The sequence below is a fragment of the Lentzea pudingi genome (genome assembly GCF_014646255.1).
Lineage (GTDB): Bacteria > Actinomycetota > Actinomycetes > Mycobacteriales > Pseudonocardiaceae > Lentzea > Lentzea pudingi.
Map to the genome: position 1 here is coordinate 936,081 of NZ_BMNC01000001.1, position 15,340 is coordinate 951,420.

Sequence of the window (15,340 nt, forward strand, 5' to 3'; positions counted from 1 at the left end):
ACGTCCACCACATCTGTGGCCGGTGCGCCCCGGAACCGGGACGGCGCCGGGGACGTCCGCCGACCCCACGCCCGCGGCGTGTCTCCCGCGCGGCATGCGGTGGCCAGCTACCGTGCTCACCCCGCCGGAGCCGCGTCGGCACGGGCCTGGGCGTGCGACAGGGGACTCCGCCACCACCACCTGGTCTGGCACAGGTGACGCATCCGCGCATGTAGGCTTCGCCGGGCAGGTGCGGACACGTCAAGCAGTCGGCGCATTCGGTGCTCCTGCTGTACAGCGACCATGATCCGGTGAAAGCTCATCCCGGCTTCCACCGCGAGTGCATCGTGGCTTGTCGACTGCTCGAGGAGACCTGAGTGACCGTGGACGCGGGACGTGCCCAGAACCTGACCGACCTGATGCGCGACAGCGCGGAGCCGCTGATCGACGAGTGGGTGGGCGTGGTCGCGGCGCTGCTGCGCGGGCGGTCGACGAAGACGGAGCTCGAAGCCGACTTCAGGGAGTTCTTCGCGGCACTGCTGCCCGTGGTCGGCAGCGACGGCAAGGACATCGGCGGGCCGGAGTTCACCGACCTCCGCGCGTTCCTGGAGGAGTACTCGCGCTCCCGGGTCCGGGCGGGCTTCACCCCGACGGAGACGGCGTCGAGCGTGTTCTCCCTCAAGCGCGTGGTCTTCGACCTCACCGAGAGCAGCGACGACCCGCAGATGTTCCGCCAGCTCATGGCGTTCTCGGGGCTGCTGGACGCGCTCGGCCTGCTGACCTTCGAGTCCTTCGCGCGGGTCCGTGAGGAGATCATCCGGGAGCAGTCCGAGCAGCTCCTCGAGCTCACCACGCCGGTCGTCAAGGTGTGGGAGGGCGTGCTGGCGGTGCCGCTGGTCGGCACCCTCGACTCGGCGCGCACCCAGGTCGTGATGGAGAAGCTGCTCGAAGCGCTGGTCGAGACCGGGTCCGAGCACGCGATCATCGACATCACCGGTGTGTTCGCGGTCGACACCCAGGTCGCGCAGCACCTGCTCAAGACGGTCGTCGCGGCACGGCTGATGGGCGCGGAGTGCATCGTGTCCGGCATCCGCCCGCAGATCGCGCAGACGATCGTGGCGCTGGGCATCGAGTTCGGCGACATCGTCACCAAGGCCTCCCTCGCCGACGCGCTGCGGCACGCGCTGCGCCGTGAGGGCGTCGACGTCGTGCGCAGCGAGATCGCCTGATGGAACGCGTACCGATTCTGAAGATCGGTGGCCTCCTGCTCGTCTCCATCCAGATCGACCTGCAGGACCAGAGCGTGCTGGCCCTGCAGGAGGACCTGGCGGAGAAGATCAGCGCCACCGGCGCCCACGGCGTGATCATCGACATCTCGGCGGTCGAGATCGTCGACTCGTTCATCGGCCGGATGTTCGCCACGATCGCCGGCATCTCCCGGCTGTTCGACGCGGACACCGTGGTCGTGGGCATGCGCCCGGCGGTCGCGATCACCCTGGTGGAACTGGGTCTCACGCTCGGCGGGGTGCGCACGGCGCTCGACCTCGAACGCGGCATGAAGATCCTGGGACAGCTCGGTCGCGGACGGGACTCCTGATGCCGCCCCGGTCCGAGGGACCGGAGGAACTGCCGATCACCGCCGACGACGACGTCGTCCGCGTTCGCCAACTCGTGCGGACCTACGCACAGCAGACCAAGCTCTCGCTGGTGGACCAGACGAAACTGGTCACCGCGGCGAGTGAGCTCGCGCGCAACACGCTCATCTACGGCGGGGGAGGCTTCGCCCGCGTCGAGGAGGTCAGCGACGGACGCCGCGCGGGCGTGCGGGCCTCCTTCCACGACGAGGGACCCGGCATCCCCGACCTGACGCTCGCCCTGGCCGACGGCTGGAGCAGCGGCAGCGGGCTCGGCCTCGGCCTGAGCGGCGCGAAGCGCCTGGTGGACCAGTTCGACCTCGACACCGAGGTCGGGCGCGGCACGGTCGTGACGGTGACCAAGTGGAAGAGATGACCGCGGTGACCTGCCTGCCGCTCGTGCGCGACGAGGCCTGGCTGCCGGTCGAGGAGACCGCCCAGGTCGGCCGGATCCGCCGCACGGCCACATCGCTGGCCGAACGGCTCGGGTTCACCGCCACGCGCACGGCGGAGATCGGCCTCGCCGCCACGGAGATCGGCACGAACCTGCACAAGCATGCCCAGCAGGGCGTGGTGCTGATCCGTTCGGTGCGCGGCGTGGAGGACTCGGCGGTCGAGATCGTCGCGCTCGACCACGGCCCCGGCATCAGCGACCTCGCGTTGGCATGGGCGGACGGCCACTCGACGACCGGCACGCTCGGCGTCGGGCTCGGCACGGTGGCGCGGATCGCGACGTCCTGCGCCATGTCCTCCCGGCCCGGCGTGGGAACGGCGCTGGTGGCCCGGTTCGCCCCTGTGCTCGACTGGGCACCCGAGTGGGGTGAGGAACGAGCGGCCGGCGTGACCAGGCCGATCAGCGGCGAGGACGTGTGCGGCGACGCCTACGCGTTCTGCCGGAGCGCGGACCGGATGACGCTCATGATGTGCGACGGGTCCGGGCACGGCCCCCTGGCGGCAGCCGCGTCCGACGCCGCCGTGCGCCTGTTCCGCGACCAGCCGTTCCTGCCGCCAGACCAGCTGGTCGCGTTGCTGCACAAGGAGTTGCGCGGCACGCGGGGCGGCGCGGTGGCGGTCGCGGACATCGACCTCGTCGCGCGGACGGTGCGCTTCTGCGGGCTGGGCAACATCGCCGCGGCGGTGCTGGGGGACGGCCGCAAGACGGGCATGATCTCGGTGCCCGGAGTGGCGGGCCACCAGGCACGCACGATCCGCACGTTCGACTACGCGTTGCCGGAGAAGGCGGTCGTGGTCCTGCACTCCGACGGCCTCACCGAACGCTGGGGACCCGGCCTCGGCAGCGACCTGATCACCGACCCGCCGGTGCTGGTGGCGGCGGCACTGCTGCGGGACGCGGGCGTGCGCAAGGACGACGCCTGCGTGCTCGTGGCCAGACCGGCATGACCACCGACGACCTGCTGCGGCTGGTGATCGCCGACGAGCGGGACGTGTTCCTGCTCCGGCAGCGCGGCCGCCAGGTCGCGGCGGCGGCGGGTCTCGACGGGCAGAACCAGATCCGGGTCGCCACGGCGCTGAGCGACCTCGGCCGGGAACTGGTGCGGCAGGACGTGAGCACGACCGTCCTCTTCCGGCTGCGGCGCGGGCCGGTCTCCGCGTTGCTGGTCGAGCTGTCCTGGCAGGCGGCGGTGACCACCTCCGGGCCCGGCTGGGACACCGCGCGCAGGCTGACGAACGACCTGGTCATGACCGCCTCGGGCGTCACGCTGGTGAAGAACGTGCCGGACGCGGTTGTGCTCGACGAGGGCCTGCTCCGGGAACTGCGCGAGAGCACCGGCACCACCGCGCTCGACGAGCTGCGCGCGCAGAACCAGGAGCTGCTGGAGACCCTCGAGAACCTGGAGGCCAAGAGCAAGGAGCTTGAACGCCTCAACGACGAGTTGGAGGAGACCAACCGCGGCGTCGTCGCCCTCTACCAGGAGCTGTCCGACGAGCTGGAGCAGACGAACCAGGGCGTGGTCGCGCTCTACGCGGAGCTCGAGGCGAAGTCCGCCGAGCTGCGCGACGCGGCCGCCGCCCGCATCCGGTTCTGGTCCAACATCAGCCACGAGCTGCGCGCGCCGATCAACTCGGTGGTCGGCCTGACCCGCCTGCTCGGCGGGCCGGGCGGCGACCCGATGACCGACGACCAGCGCCACCACGTCGACCTGATCAACGAGTCCGCGGCGACGTTGCTGGCACTGGTGAACGAGCTGCTCGACACCGCGAAGGCCGAGTCCGGCAGCCTGCAGCCGCGGATGGCGCCCGTCGCGCTCGACTACGTGATCACCCAGCTGCGCTCGGCGGTGCGCCCGTTGCTGCGCTCCGGCGACGTGCGGCTGGTGGTGGACGACCTGCCCGCGCTGCGGCCGCTGGTCACCGACGAGACGATGCTCGTGCGGATCCTGCGCAACGTCCTGTCGAACGCCGTCAAGTTCACCAAGCACGGCGAGATCCGCTTCACCGCCGAGCTCGCACCGAACCCCGACGAGGTCCGGTTCGTGGTCACCGACACCGGCATCGGCATCCCGCCCGAAGAGCAGGACCGGGTGTTCGAGGAGTTCTACCAGGTGCCGAACGCGCTGCAGGTCGGCGCGAGCGGCACCGGGCTCGGCCTGTCCTACGCGCGCAAGCTCGCCGAGATCCTCGGCGGCACCCTGACGCTGAGCAGCACGTCCGGCGTCGGCACCGAGGTCGTGCTGACCCTGCCGACCGCCGCCGACGAGTTCGTCCAGCCCGCGCCCGTCGCGTGCGCGCTGATCGCGGACAGCGACGAGTACTGCCGCCGGCAGCTGCGCGACGCCCTGGCCGGGATCGCCGCCGAGGTCGTCGAGACCGAGGACGGCCGCACCGCCCTGAACCTCGCGAAGTCACGGCGGCCCGACCTCGTGCTGGTCAGCGCGAGCGCCCCGGTGATGAGCGGCAGCGCCGTGCTGTCCGTGCTGAGGCTTGACCCCGATCTGGCCGGGGTACCAGTGGTCATCGTGTGCGGCGACGACCCCGGCGGTCTCGCGCGCAGCGTGTACAGCCTTGGTGCCGCGATGCTGCACGAGGCGCGGATCTCCCCGGAAACGGTGGGCCGTGCGATCAGGGACGCTCAGCTCACGGCGCGCAGAACGGACAGCCGATGAACCCGACAGCCATGGGCGGTGGACCGGCCAGGGTCCTCGTGGTCGACGACCTGGAGGCGAGCCGGTTCATCGCGTGCAGCTGGCTGCGCCGCAGCGGCCACACGGTGGTCGAGGCAACCACGGCGGCCGAGGCGCTGATCGCACTGGAGGGCGACTCGTTCGACCTGGTCCTGCTGGACGTGCACCTGCCGGACATGAGCGGCTACGACGTGACGGAGCGGATCAAGGCCGACCCGCGCACCAGTTCGATCCCGGTCGTGATGCTGTCGGCGACCTACATCGAGCCCGAGGACAAGGTCACCGGCCTGACGCGGGGCGCCGACGCGTACCTCACCGAACCCGTCGACCCCGGTGAGCTGCTGGCCAACGTCGAGGCGGCGTTGCGCTACCACCGCGCACGCGCCCTCGCCGAACACCTCGCCGCCCGGCTGACCCGGCTCGCCACGGCGACGTTCGCCATCAACGCGGCGACGACGTTCAAGTCCCTGGCCGAAGCCGCCGCGATCGGGGCCGCGGACGTCCTCGACGCGGAGGCGACCGCGGTCCTGACCGACCCGTCCGGTGCCGTGTGCGTCGTGATGGCCGGCGCCGCGTGGCTCCGCCCGGACGACGCGGACGTCGAGCGGTGGATGGCCTCGCTCAACCCCGGTGTCGGTGTGGCCGTGATCGAGGCCGCCGAGGTGCCGTGGCACCAGGTCGCGGTGGTCGCGCGCACGAAGCTCCGGCGCCCGCCCATCGGCATCACCGTCAGCCCGCTGGCCGTGACGACCGACGACGACCGGAACCTGTTGCGCCAGCTCGCCCAGGCGGCCGCGCTCGCCGCCGAGGGCCTGCACACGTTCGCGGAGGAGCACTCGCTCGCGCTCACGTTGCAGCGCAGCCTCCTGCCTCGTACGTTGCCGCAGGTCCCCGCCCTGCCGATGACGGCGAGGTACGTGCCGGCGTCGAGCAACGCCGAGATCGGCGGCGACTTCTACGACGTGATCGAGCTCGACGGCCGCCTGCTGATCGCCATCGGCGACGTGTGCGGCCACTCGATCGAGGCCGCGACCGTGATGGCGGAGGTGCGGCACACCCTGCGCGCCTACGCCGTCGAGGGCCATCGGCCGGCGGAGATCCTGCGCAGGGTCGACGCCCTGCTCGAGCGGTTCCACCCGACCGGCGGCCTCACCACCATGTGCCTGCTCCTGGTCGACCTGGAGGCGGGCACGATGGCCGTCGCGAACGCGGGCCACGTGCCCCCGCTCGTCGTCGACGACCAGGGCGCTCACTACGCACACGTCCACGGGCCGTTGCTGGGCATCGGGCTGGAACGGCCGGAAGCGACGGAACTGCCGTTACCACTGGGGACGACCGTGCTGCTCACCACCGACGGTCTCGTCGAACGGCCGGGTATCGATCTGGACGAGGGCATGGAAAAACTGCGCGCAGCCGTGTCGAACACCGAGGACATGGACGATCTCGCCGACCGCCTGCTCGCCGAGCTGGGCCAGGGCAAGCGGGACGACATCGCCCTGCTCCTGCTGCGGCGGCTCGGATGAGCGCCCCCGTGGTCGACCTGCCCGTCCGGCGGGGCATGTCGATGTCGTCGCTGCGCCGCGACCTGGCCGCCGCGCTGAAGGACCTGGGCGAGGACCACCTCTACGACGTGCAGCTCGTGGTGACCGAACTCGTGTCGAACGTCCTCGACCACACCTGCGCCAGCACCGGCCACCTGCGAATCGTGCTTCGCGAGGACCCCTGCGCCGTGCTGGTCGAGGTCGACGACGAGTCCGAGGTCGAACCGGTGTACGGCCGCTCCCGCCTGGGGGAGAACCGCGGCAGGGGCATCGTGGTGGTGGACAACATCTCGCGCGAGTGGGGCTTCCGGGCGCGCGACCGCGGCAAGACCGTGTTCGCCCTGGTGGAGTGCACCGGCTGAGGCCTGCGCGGAAGGCGGGACCAGGCCGTCGCGGTTACCCCGGTTCGGCCGGGGTATCTCCCGCCATGACCTCCACACCGCCGGCGCCCCAGCAGCCCGAGGCGCGAAAGCCGGTCCCCCCAGGCGAGAGAACCGTCACCGAGCACCTCGACAACGGCGCGGTCGTGACGTACTTCGACCCGTCCCCGTTCACCGAGGGCCCCTTCCACCGCGCGGTGGCGATCGGGGCGGAGATCGTCGATCCGCGCACGGACCTCCGCTGGATCCCCGTGCTGCGCGACGACCTGACGATCGACCTGGTCGTCTGGACGCTGGTCGTGGACATCTCTCCCGGCTAGGCCGGGAGAGATGTCCACGTCATCCGGCTCAGGGTTCCAGCAGTGCCAGCATCTCCGGCAGGTCGAAGTGCCGGGCGACGTCGAGCGCGGACCTCGGCCCGAGAGCCGGATCCGCGCCCGCGCCGAGCAGCAGCCGGACGATCTCCGCGGAACGCCGGAAGACCGCCGCTCCCAGCGCCGTCTGGCCCCGGTCGTTGACCCGCCCGGTGTCGGCGCCGCGCTCCAGCAACGCCCGCACCACGTCCGTGCGGCAGTGGTACGCGGCGAGGATCAGCAGCGAGTCGCCCGACCCGTTGGTGAGGTTGACCGGGATTCCCGCGTCGACGGCCTCGCTCAGTCCCGTGGCGTCGCCGTCCCGGGCCAGGTCGAACATCGAGCGCAGGAACCCGAGTTCCTCCTCGGTCAGCGTCTCCTGGCTCGTCATGCGATGGCCGGGGGGAAGCGTTCCCACACGCGGTGGGCTCCGAGCAGTGTCGTCACGTCCGCGAGGACCTTCGACGCGTCGTCGTCGAGCACGACTCCCGGCCCCGTGCACCCGGCCGCCTCGACGGCGGCGCGTCCGGTGCCCCACGCGCCGATCGCCTTGGCGTGGCGGAAGGCCTCCTGGATCATGAGGGTGACGCGCGCGTCGGGGGAGTCGCCCGCGACCAGCAGGGCGTCGAACTCGACGGAGCGCGCGGTGAGGAACGTGCGCTGCGCGACCAGGCCGCTGTCGCCGAGCGGGCCGCCGGTCGGCGCGATCAGCAGCGGCACCATCCCGCCCGCCAGGACGGTCTCGCGCACCGTGCGCACACCGTCGAGGTCCGCCGGGTCGACCACGATCCCGATCATGCGGCCGTCCGAGGGCCACGTCTGCCCGAGCTGCGACAGCGCCGGGCTCGGCGTGACCTTCTTCAGCCGTGCCTTCTCCGGCACCGGGAGGCCCAGTCCCTTCGCGACCTCGGCGCAGAGCGTGGCGTCGACGTTGGCGAGCACCAGCAGCTCGCGTTCCTTGATCGCCTGCTCGTAGCACTTGCCCAGCTCGAAGGTGAACGCGCTGACGACGTGGTCCTTCTCGACCGGCGTCAGGCTCTGCCAGAACAGCCTCGGCTGCGTGAAGTGGTCCGCGAACGACGCGGGCGACGAGCGGACCTTCACCGCCTTCGGCAGCGGTCGCGCCACCTCGACGAACGGCCGGTCGCCCGCCTTCGCGACGAACGGGTTGCCGCCGTCGAGCGTGTTCGGCCGGTACGGGGCGACCCCCGCGTGCACCGCGTGCTGGTGGAAGCCGTCGCGGAACATGTCGTTGACCGGCGCGTGCGGGCGGTTGATCGGGATCTGGTTGAAGTTCGGCCCCGCGAGCCTCGTCAGCTGGGTGTCCAGGTAGGAGAACAGCCGCGCCTGGAACAGCGGGTCGTCGGTGACGTCGATGCCCGGCACCAGGTTGCCGAGGTGGAACGCGACCTGCTCGGTCTCCGCGAAGTAGTTGAGCGGGTTGCGGTTCAGCGTGAGCAACCCGACCGGCTGCACCGGCGCGAGCTCCTCGGGGACGATCTTCGTCGGGTCCAGCAGGTCGATGCCCTCGAACGTCTGCTGTGGACTGTCGGGCATGATCTGCAGGCCGAGTTCCCACTGCGGGTGCGCGCCGGACTCGATGGCGTCGGCGAGGTCGCGGCGGTGGAAGTCCGGGTCGACGCCGGCGAGCAGCTGCGCCTCCTCCCACACGAGGGAGTGCACGCCCAGTTTCGGCTTCCAGTGGAACTTCGCGAGCGCGGTCTCACCGTCGGCGTTGACCAGCCGGAACGTGTGGACGCCGAACCCCTCCATCGTGCGGTAGGAGCGGGGGATGCCGCGGTCGGACATGTTCCACAGGACGTGGTGGGTGGCCTCGGTGTGGGTGGACACGAAGTCCCAGAACGTGTCGTGCGCGCTCTGGGCCTGCGGGATCTCGCGGTCCGGGTGCGGCTTGCCCGCGTGGATCACGTCCGGGAACTTGATCCCGTCCTGGATGAAGAAGACCGGGATGTTGTTGCCCACCAGGTCGAAGTTGCCCTCCTGGGTGTAGAACTTCGTCGCGAACCCGCGGGTGTCGCGGACGGTGTCCGCCGAGCCGCGCGAGCCCAGCACCGTGGAGAACCGCACGAACACGGGCGTTTCCACGCCGTCGCCGAGGAACCCGGCCTTGCAGACGTTCGCGGCGGTGCCGTAGCCGACGAACACGCCGTGCGCTCCGTAGCCGCGGGCGTGGACGACCCGTTCCGGGATGCGCTCGTGGTCGAAGTGCATGATCTTCTCGCGCAGGTGGTGGTCCTGCAGCAAGGTCGGGCCGCGTTCACCGGCCTTCAGCGAGTGGTCGGTGTCGTACAGCCGGGTGCCGCCGGCGGTCGTGAGGAACTCGCCCTGCTGGCCCTGGGACAGCTGCGGTGCTCCGGTCGGGGTGCCCGTCGGTGACACCGTCTCCGGACCGGTCTGGTCGGGTTTGGGTGGCAGCGGGCCCCGCGGTTCGGTCGGCTCGGTGAGCGACGGCGGCTCGCTGGCGGGGGCGCCCGGGATGGGCGGGTTCACCAGTTCGGTGACCTTGTCCACGGCCTTCTCGACAGCCGCCTTCACTACCTTGCCTGGCTTGCGGGTGGCCACAGAACCCTCCTTGATGCACGGGAACGACTGACAGGCAGTACCCGATAGTTCGGGGGCCAACCATTTGCCGTTGAACCGTTTGTTCCGGCCGGACGGGGGTAGGCACGTCGCGTCCGAAGAGCGTTTCCCTTCGACGGGAGTCGTCATGTCCCGAACCGGAACGGCAAGTCGCCACACCGTCCAGACGATCGCGATGGTCGTGGGCGCGGTGTTCACGCTGGTGGGCATCGCCGGGTTCATCCCCGGCCTGACCACGAACTACGACACGCTGATGTTCGCCGGCCACGAGTCGCAGGCGATGCTGCTGGGCCTCTTCGCGGTGTCGATCCTGCACAACGTCGTCCACCTGGCCTTCGGCGTGGCCGGATTCCTCCTGGCGCGCACCGTCGACGGTGCCTACTGGTACCTCGTCGGTGGCGGGATCGTCTACCTCGTGCTGTTCCTGTACGGACTGGTTGTCGACCACGGCAGCGACGCGAACTTCGTGCCGGTGAACCCGGCCGACAACTGGCTGCACCTGTTCCTGGGCGTCGGCATGATCGGGCTCGGGCTGGCGGCGGGCCGCCGCCACCGCACGGCGCACGACCACTGATCCTCGTCCGGAACCGAAAGCGGTGGGCATCGCGACCGCGATGCCCACCGCTTCTTCGTCGTGCGAGCCCGATCAGGGCTGGAGCAGGATCTTCTGAGCCCCGTGCTGCTTCTTCTGGAACATCTCGTAGGCCTTGGGCGCGTCCTGCAACGGCAACCTGTGCGTCGCGAAGTCGTCCACGCCGAGGGGGTCTTCGGAACCGGAGAGCAGCGGCACGATCTCGTCGATCCAGCGCCGGACGTTCGCCTGTCCCATGTGGAGCCGGATCTGCTTGTCGAACAGTTCCATCATGGGCATCGGGTCGATCATGCCGCCGTACACGCCGGACAGCGAGATCGTGCCGCCGCGCCGCACCGCGTCGATGGCGGCGTACAGCACGCTGAGCCGGTCGATGCCGGCCTTCTCGGTGATCAACGCCCCGGCGGCCTGCGGCAGCAGGGCGACCAGGTTCTGCGTGAGCCGGGCGGCCGGTGCGCCGTGCGCCTCCATGCCCACCGCGTCGATGACGGAGTCCGCGCCCCGGCCCGCGGTGAGAGCGCGGACGGCGTCGCCGATGTCGTCGTGGTCCCGCGTGTCGATCACCGTGGCACCGTGCGCCTCGGCGCGCGCCAGGCGTTCGGGCACGAGGTCGATCCCGATGACCTGCCCGGCTCCCTTGTGCAGGGCGACGCGGGCGCACATTTGCCCGATCGGCCCGAGCCCGAAGACCACCACGGAACCACCCGCGGGGATCTCGGCGTACTCGACCGCCTGCCAGGCCGTCGGCAGCACGTCGGACAGGTAGACGAACCGGTCGTCCGGCGGGCCGTCCGGGACCTTGATCGGCCCGTACTGCGCCTGCGGCACCCGCAGGTACTCGGCCTGCCCGCCGGGCACCTGCCCGTAGAGCTTCGTGTAGCCGAACAGCGACGCGCCCTTGCCCTGCTCGGTGACCTGGGTCGTCTCGCACTGCGACTGCAGCCCGCGGTCGCACATGAAGCAGTGCCCGCAGGAGATGTTGAACGGGACGACCACGCGGTCGCCCGGTTTGAGGGACGTGACCTCCGCGCCGACCTCCTCCACGACGCCCATCGGCTCGTGGCCCAGGACGTCGCCCTCGGTCATGAACGGGCCGAGGACCTCGTACAGGTGCAGGTCCGAGCCGCACACGCCGGTGGAGGTGATCCGGATGACGGCGTCCGTCGGGGACTCGATCCGCGGATCGGGCACCGTGTCCACCCGGACGTCGCGTTTGCCGTGCCAGGTGACCGCCTTCATCAAAGCTCCTTTTCGAGGAAACACAGTTGTGGGGCGGGTGCCCTCGTGCCGGTCTCGCAAACACGCCGGGGGCGACACCGCTTCCAGTCCACTGAGGACTGTGCTATCCGTGCTGCGACACCAGCCGCCGCAAGGGCGTCCGCAGCGACGTTCCACCCTTCTTCCACGACGACATCAGGTGATCGGCCAGGCGTGCCTCCAGGTGCTCCGTCGCCTGGATGCCGAACACGACGTCGGCCTTGAGCGACGGCTCCTGCTCCAGCAGCGAACCGATGACGTCGTTGCGCATGATCTGCTCGTGCACGGCGTCGGCCTCGATGTGCTCGGTGAAGAACTCGACGCACCGCGGGTCGGCGTCCATCCGTCCCAGGGCCTGGGCCATGCGCTGGGCGCTCGGTGCCGTGGTGATCTCGGCGGCGGCGAAGTGGCCGACCAGGGCGCCGCGCAACGACCGGTGCAGGCCGAACAGCGACATCATGTTGACGATCGCGATGGCCGGCGCGGGCACGTCGTCGAGGTAGTGCAGGTAGTCCGAGGACATGCCGGCGCCGTCGAGGAGGTCGGCGTAGAGCTGGGAGTGCATGCGGTCGGCCCGCCCGCCGCCGAACTCGTCGAACTCCACCGCCACCAGCGCGGCCTTCGCCCTGCCCCGCAGGCGGGGGATGACCCACGCGTGCGGGTCGGCCTCCTTGTGGTGGTACACCGAGCGGTGCGCGAAGTACTCGCACATCTGCTCCCAGGTGCCCTCGTCGCGCAGGTGGTGCGAGACGCCGCTGCCGGGCACGTGCTCGACCAGCAGGTCGCCCAGGGCCGCGTCGAGGTCGTCGCCACCCTCCACATCGGAGCGGAGACGGCCGAGGAACGCGCTTTCGACCTGGGCGCGCAGCCGCAGCAGTTCCGGGTCCCACTCCCAGGCGGGGTCCACGCCGTCGAAACCGCAGTAATGCAGCTCGTACAGCGTGTACAGCGCGATGGTCAGGTCCTCTCCGTACGGCTCGGCGGCGGCGAACGGGATCGCGCGGCCGTCCGGCTCACCGCTCAGCGCGGCGACGACCTGCTCGGACAACGGACCACGGGGCGTAGGAAGGTGCACTTCGGAGTCATACCCGCGCGGAGACGAGCCCATGCACGAGCTTCAGCTCGTCACGTTCCTCCAACGCCGGCGTCACGTGCTCCAGCAGCCTGTCGAGCAGCGCGGTGGCGGGCACCCGGCACTCCTGCCACGGGTCCACACCGGCTCCGTCCACGCCGTACCTGGACGCCGTCCACACGGCCGCGGCGAGCACGTCGTCACGAATGGCGGGCGGCTCCTTGCCGGCCCGGATGTCCTGGTCGGCGGTGTGCACGAGAGCGCGGGACAGCGCGGCCTGCAGCACCGAGCCCTCGACCTCGGTGGCGGCGTCGGCCATGCGGAACTCCACGGTCGGCAGCCGGGAGGCCAGCCGCACGAACCAGAACGTCTGAGCCGTGTCCACGAGCGTCCCGCAGGTCACCATCCTGGCAACGTGGGCGTCGTAGTCCCGCGCGTCGGCGAACAGCGGTGGCACGCCCGAGCCGGGGAACCGCGACTGCTGCACGATCCGCCAGCTCGCGTAGCCGTGATCGGGGGAGTTGGCGGCCAGCGCCAGCAAGGTCGGCAACCACGGCCGCACGTGGTTCAGCACGGCCACCGCCGTCTCGCGGTCCGGCACGCCGACGTGCACGTGGCATCCGCTCGCCTCGTAGTCCTCCACGACGCCCGCGTACATGTCGAGCACGCGGTGGAACCGGGCGCCGTCCGAGACGACCGACTGCGCCGAGGCTTTGAGAGGCGTGCCACGGGAGAGCAGCTCCAGGCCTTCCGCGCGGGCCGCGTCGGTGAGCATCGAGCGGGCGTGCGAGAGCGCGTCGCCCAGCGCGGCCACGCTGGTGCACGGACCGGTCGCCGCCTCGACCTGCGTCCCGGCCAGCTCGGCGTGGAACTTGGTGAGCTCGGTGTCCCGCACCCGCGCCAGCACGGCGTCCGCGCGCATCACCGTGCGCCGCGAAGCCGTGTCGACGAGCAGGAACTCCTCTTCCACCCCAACGGTGTCAGCGCACGCGTCCGGCAAGTGCCCATCTCCGCTCTTCGTGGGACGTTGCCGACCGGTTACCCGCGCCGGGTGAGGACGAACCGTCGCCGGGTATCCGGCGGCATGGACGACAAGACGATCGAGGCGCTCGGCAAGCTCAGCAAGGCGCTGGAGACCACGGAACGGGCCCGCGGCCACCTGTACTCCTTCCACCAGCTCACCGGCACCGCGGACTTCGAGGTCGGCGACGCGATCGAGGCACTGCGTGAGGCGGGGCACACCGACCACGCGAACCGCGTGCAACGGGAGCTGCTCGGCCGCAACGTCCTGCCGGGACGCTGGACCTTCCAGATCGTCGAGGAGTACGACGACATGTACTACAACGTGGTCCGCGAGGTCGAACGCGCCGTGCGGGACGATCTGGCGGACGGCCAGCGGCACGGTCTGGAGAAGCAGCTCAAACGAGACCGCCAGCGCCTGAGTGCCGCCGCGTACTCCGAGAACAACGATCGGTGAGCAGTTCTGTCATGCGGTCACGCGGGGGCTGCGTTAGGTTCGAAATCGGGTTCAGCATGCAGCCCTCCGTCACGGCACTGCCGTGCGGAAGGACGGAGCTGCCACCGAGGTGACCGCTCGACCCTTCCGCGATCAAGCCGGAAGAAGGCGCATGAAGATCGCAATGGTGTCGGAGGACGACGGACCCGGCCGCTGGGACGTGCACGCCGCGGACCTGGCAGCGGCACTGGTGGCGCTGGGGCACGAGGTCACGGTCCACACCTGCCCCGAGGCCGCGGCCACCACTCCCGGCCAGGAGCCCTACCTCGGCGACTTCGTCGACTCGCTCCGCTCCGAGTGGGCGCACGCGCGTCCGGACGTCGTGCACGCCCACCACTGGCAGCCGGGGCTGGCCGCTCTGCTGGCCGTGCGACCGGCCGGTGTGCCCGTGGTGCAGTCGTTCCACGGTTTCGGCCGCCGGCCCGACGTCGAGCGGCTGGTGGGCCGGGAGGCCGCCGTCGTCGTGGCGGGCTGCGAGGACGAACTGCTGCGTCTCGCGGCGGCCGGGGTACCGCGGCCCAGGATGGTGGTCGTCCCGCGTGGCGTCGACGTCGAGTTGTTCCAGCCGCAGGGCGAACCCGCTCGCAGGCGGGTGAAGCGCATCGTGGCGAGGGCGGGCGACGGCGTCGAGGACGTCGTCGCGGCGCTGCCGTGGCTGCCGGACGCCGAACTGCTGATCACCGGGCCGTTCCCGGCGGACGAAGCCAAGCGGCTGGGGCGGCGGGCACGGGAGCTCGGCGTGCACGAGCGGATCCGGTCGGCCGGACCGGTCGCCCACGAGAACCTGCCGGCGTTGCTGCGGTCGGCGGACGTGGTGGCGTGCGTGCCCAGACAACCCGTGTGGGATGCGTGGCCGCTGGAGGCGATGGCGTGCGGTGTGGCGGTCGTGGCCACGTCGGTGAGCGGGCTCACCGACGCCGTGACCGACGGCGTGACCGGGGTCCTGGTCCCGCCGGGCGAGGTGAAGACGCTGGTCAAGAATCTGCGGGTGGTCCTGGAGGACGCCACGCTCCGCACCTCCTGCGGGATCGCGGCGGTGGACCGGGTCCAGGCCCGGCACACCTGGCCGGACGTCGCGCGCGGCCTGGAGAGGCTTTACCGGCGCGTGCTGGAGCCGCCCGCGGTCGTGAAGCGCGGGCGACGGGTGGCGGGCTGACACCGGGCAGGCCGGTCCGGTGCGCCGGACCGGCCCGCTGTCACCGCGTGATCTCTGACACCGGCTACCCGGCTTCGTCACCGGCTATCCCGCTTGCCCACGTGCGTACCGCGGCA

The 15,340-nt window shown here is 71.0% G+C and carries 16 protein-coding genes; 11 read left to right on the forward strand and 5 right to left on the reverse strand.

The window, feature by feature from the left end; all coding sequences use genetic code 11:
- Nucleotides 1-356 precede the first annotated feature (356 nt).
- The 8 genes from IEY88_RS04255 to IEY88_RS04290 all read left to right on the forward strand — a co-directional run bounded on the left by IEY88_RS04255 (nt 357) and on the right by IEY88_RS04290 (nt 6,997).
- Nucleotides 357-1,208 (forward strand): STAS domain-containing protein, encoded by an 852-nt coding sequence (locus IEY88_RS04255; RefSeq protein ID WP_229693068.1) that lies wholly within the window; start codon nt 357-359, stop codon nt 1,206-1,208.
- Nucleotides 1,208-1,576, forward strand: coding sequence for an STAS domain-containing protein (locus IEY88_RS04260; protein ID WP_189153189.1), 369 nt, complete (start codon nt 1,208-1,210; stop codon nt 1,574-1,576). Before IEY88_RS04255 ends, IEY88_RS04260 begins: the two co-directional genes overlap by 1 nt.
- A complete protein-coding gene (locus IEY88_RS04265) occupies nt 1,576-1,989 on the forward strand; it encodes an anti-sigma regulatory factor (protein WP_189153190.1) in 414 nt (137 codons plus the stop codon). The genes IEY88_RS04260 and IEY88_RS04265 overlap by 1 nt, the downstream gene beginning before the upstream one ends.
- On the forward strand, nt 1,986-3,014 hold the full coding sequence (locus IEY88_RS04270) for an ATP-binding SpoIIE family protein phosphatase (protein ID WP_189153553.1): 1,029 nt from the start codon (nt 1,986-1,988) through the stop codon (nt 3,012-3,014). Before IEY88_RS04265 ends, IEY88_RS04270 begins: the two co-directional genes overlap by 4 nt.
- Nucleotides 3,011-4,738 carry an ATP-binding response regulator gene (locus IEY88_RS04275; protein WP_189153191.1) on the forward strand — a complete coding sequence of 576 codons (1,728 nt, stop codon included), beginning with the start codon at nt 3,011-3,013 and terminating at the stop codon, nt 4,736-4,738. The genes IEY88_RS04270 and IEY88_RS04275 overlap by 4 nt, the downstream gene beginning before the upstream one ends.
- Nucleotides 4,735-6,279: a fused response regulator/phosphatase gene (locus tag IEY88_RS04280; protein ID WP_189153192.1), complete on the forward strand. Its 1,545-nt coding sequence runs from the start codon at nt 4,735-4,737 to the stop codon at nt 6,277-6,279. Before IEY88_RS04275 ends, IEY88_RS04280 begins: the two co-directional genes overlap by 4 nt.
- Nucleotides 6,276-6,659 (forward strand): ATP-binding protein, encoded by a 384-nt coding sequence (locus IEY88_RS04285; RefSeq protein ID WP_189153193.1) that lies wholly within the window; start codon nt 6,276-6,278, stop codon nt 6,657-6,659. The genes IEY88_RS04280 and IEY88_RS04285 overlap by 4 nt, the downstream gene beginning before the upstream one ends.
- A 65-nt stretch (nt 6,660-6,724) precedes the next feature.
- Nucleotides 6,725-6,997, forward strand: coding sequence for a hypothetical protein (locus IEY88_RS04290; protein ID WP_189153194.1), 273 nt, complete (start codon nt 6,725-6,727; stop codon nt 6,995-6,997).
- Between the two features lie 28 nt (nt 6,998-7,025).
- Here IEY88_RS04290 and IEY88_RS04295 read toward each other — a convergent pair whose 3' ends face one another.
- Entirely contained in the window at nt 7,026-7,421 is a 396-nt protein-coding gene (locus tag IEY88_RS04295; protein WP_189153195.1) for an ankyrin repeat domain-containing protein, read from the reverse strand.
- A complete protein-coding gene (locus IEY88_RS04300) occupies nt 7,418-9,613 on the reverse strand; it encodes a catalase (protein ID WP_308425951.1) in 2,196 nt (731 codons plus the stop codon). Before IEY88_RS04300 ends, IEY88_RS04295 begins: the two co-directional genes overlap by 4 nt.
- Before the next feature lie 145 nt (nt 9,614-9,758).
- Here IEY88_RS04300 and IEY88_RS04305 point away from each other — a divergent pair, with 145 nt between their 5' ends.
- Nucleotides 9,759-10,205, forward strand: a complete 447-nt coding sequence (locus tag IEY88_RS04305) for a DUF4383 domain-containing protein (RefSeq protein ID WP_189153197.1) — start codon at nt 9,759-9,761, stop codon at nt 10,203-10,205.
- 72 nt (nt 10,206-10,277) lie between these two features.
- Here the strand turns inward: IEY88_RS04305 and IEY88_RS04310 are convergent, their stop codons facing one another.
- The 3 genes from IEY88_RS04310 to IEY88_RS04320 form a co-directional block, all read right to left on the reverse strand.
- Entirely contained in the window at nt 10,278-11,462 is a 1,185-nt protein-coding gene (locus IEY88_RS04310; protein ID WP_189153198.1) for a zinc-dependent alcohol dehydrogenase, read from the reverse strand.
- 103 nt (nt 11,463-11,565) lie between these two features.
- Nucleotides 11,566-12,588 carry an iron-containing redox enzyme family protein gene (locus tag IEY88_RS04315; protein WP_189153199.1) on the reverse strand — a complete coding sequence of 341 codons (1,023 nt, stop codon included), beginning with the start codon at nt 12,586-12,588 and terminating at the stop codon, nt 11,566-11,568.
- The gene (locus IEY88_RS04320; RefSeq protein ID WP_189153200.1) at nt 12,563-13,552 is read right to left on the reverse strand and encodes a carboxylate-amine ligase; all 990 of its coding nucleotides are present in this window, start codon (nt 13,550-13,552) and stop codon (nt 12,563-12,565) included. The genes IEY88_RS04315 and IEY88_RS04320 overlap by 26 nt, the downstream gene beginning before the upstream one ends.
- Nucleotides 13,553-13,636: 84 nt before the next feature.
- Between IEY88_RS04320 and IEY88_RS04325 the strand changes: the two genes are divergently transcribed.
- Together IEY88_RS04325 and IEY88_RS04330 are read left to right on the forward strand one after the other, a co-directional pair.
- The gene (locus tag IEY88_RS04325) at nt 13,637-14,029 is read left to right on the forward strand and encodes a hypothetical protein (RefSeq protein ID WP_189153554.1); all 393 of its coding nucleotides are present in this window, start codon (nt 13,637-13,639) and stop codon (nt 14,027-14,029) included.
- A 151-nt stretch (nt 14,030-14,180) separates the two neighbouring features.
- The gene (locus IEY88_RS04330; RefSeq protein WP_189153201.1) at nt 14,181-15,224 is read left to right on the forward strand and encodes a glycosyltransferase; all 1,044 of its coding nucleotides are present in this window, start codon (nt 14,181-14,183) and stop codon (nt 15,222-15,224) included.
- The last annotated feature ends 116 nt before the right edge of the window (nt 15,225-15,340 follow it).

Bases quoted from the DNA above. Each gene is read 5' to 3' on its own strand.
- IEY88_RS04265 (WP_189153190.1), top strand. From the start codon at position 1,576: ATGCCGCCCCGGTCCGAGGGACCGGAGGAACTGCCGATCACCGCCGAC.
- IEY88_RS04315 (WP_189153199.1), bottom strand. From the start codon at position 12,588: ATGGGCTCGTCTCCGCGCGGGTATGACTCCGAAGTGCACCTTCCTACG.
- IEY88_RS04285 (WP_189153193.1), top strand. From the start codon at position 6,276: ATGAGCGCCCCCGTGGTCGACCTGCCCGTCCGGCGGGGCATGTCGATG.
- IEY88_RS04305 (WP_189153197.1), top strand. From the start codon at position 9,759: ATGTCCCGAACCGGAACGGCAAGTCGCCACACCGTCCAGACGATCGCG.
- IEY88_RS04260 (WP_189153189.1), top strand. From the start codon at position 1,208: ATGGAACGCGTACCGATTCTGAAGATCGGTGGCCTCCTGCTCGTCTCC.
- IEY88_RS04275 (WP_189153191.1), top strand. From the start codon at position 3,011: ATGACCACCGACGACCTGCTGCGGCTGGTGATCGCCGACGAGCGGGAC.
- IEY88_RS04330 (WP_189153201.1), top strand. From the start codon at position 14,181: ATGAAGATCGCAATGGTGTCGGAGGACGACGGACCCGGCCGCTGGGAC.
- IEY88_RS04270 (WP_189153553.1), top strand. From the start codon at position 1,986: ATGACCGCGGTGACCTGCCTGCCGCTCGTGCGCGACGAGGCCTGGCTG.
- IEY88_RS04295 (WP_189153195.1), bottom strand. From the start codon at position 7,421: ATGACGAGCCAGGAGACGCTGACCGAGGAGGAACTCGGGTTCCTGCGC.
- IEY88_RS04310 (WP_189153198.1), bottom strand. From the start codon at position 11,462: ATGAAGGCGGTCACCTGGCACGGCAAACGCGACGTCCGGGTGGACACG.
- IEY88_RS04325 (WP_189153554.1), top strand. From the start codon at position 13,637: ATGGACGACAAGACGATCGAGGCGCTCGGCAAGCTCAGCAAGGCGCTG.
- IEY88_RS04280 (WP_189153192.1), top strand. From the start codon at position 4,735: ATGAACCCGACAGCCATGGGCGGTGGACCGGCCAGGGTCCTCGTGGTC.
- IEY88_RS04290 (WP_189153194.1), top strand. From the start codon at position 6,725: ATGACCTCCACACCGCCGGCGCCCCAGCAGCCCGAGGCGCGAAAGCCG.